This is a genomic window from Protofrankia sp. CiP1_Cm_nod3 (assembly GCF_982290655.1).
Window position 1 is genome coordinate 3,661 of record NZ_CEVIVD010000150.1, and the last position, 780, is coordinate 4,440.

The window sequence follows — 780 nt, forward strand, 5'->3', positions numbered from 1 at the left end:
CGCGCCGGGCAGCCCGTCCCCGGGCGCGACGCAGCCGCGGCCACAGCCCGCCGTGACGGCGGCTGGGACCGCGCGCGTTCTTTCCGGGGATACGGCGGTCACGGTGGGTGGCGGGCTCGTGCTGTCGACGGGTGTCGTCGACCTGGGGGCGGTCAACTCCTCGGCGGCCGTGGAACTGCGCAGCACCGGCCGCGAGCCCGTCGGCTTCCGGTTCGCCGCCACGCCGTCCTGGCTGTCCGTCGCGCCGGCCACCGGCACGGTCGCGGCGGGTGATCGCAGGGCCGTCACCGTCACGCTCGACCGGTCCGCCGCGCCGGCCGGCGTGCTGGACACCTCGGTCGCCGTCGCCACCGTCGGCGGCGACGGGAAGGGCGGGACGCTGCGGGTGACCGCGGTGGTCTCCGGCCCGCCGGCCATCGACGTGCTGACCGTCGCCCCGGCCGTTGTGCGCACGACGGGATGCCCGGCCGCGGCCGGGCCGACGGTGTCCACGGTGTCGGTGCGCGCGACCGATTCCACCGGCGTCTTCCGGGTGGACCTGGTCGCCCACCTGCCCGACGGGAGGACGGCCACCAGCGCACTGAGCCTGGGTGAGGCCGCCGAGCAGTGGTCGGTGTGGTCGGGGCCGGTCGGGCCGTCGGCGGTCCCGGGCCCGCTGTCGTTCAGCGTCACCGTCACCAGCCTCGACGGGCTGCGCGCGCAGTCCAGCGGCTCGCTTGAGGTCGGCTCCTGCCCGGCCGCCGAGCCGACCGCCGCCGGGCCGGCCGGCGCGGGCTGACA

Annotated in this window: 1 protein-coding gene; it reads left to right on the top strand. The window is 77.9% G+C overall.

What is annotated here, in order from left to right:
• On the top strand, window positions 1-778 hold a 778-nt coding region (locus AC5LUJ_RS20475; RefSeq protein ID WP_493465541.1), incomplete at its 5' end, for a hypothetical protein.
• Window positions 779-780 lie beyond the last annotated feature (2 nt).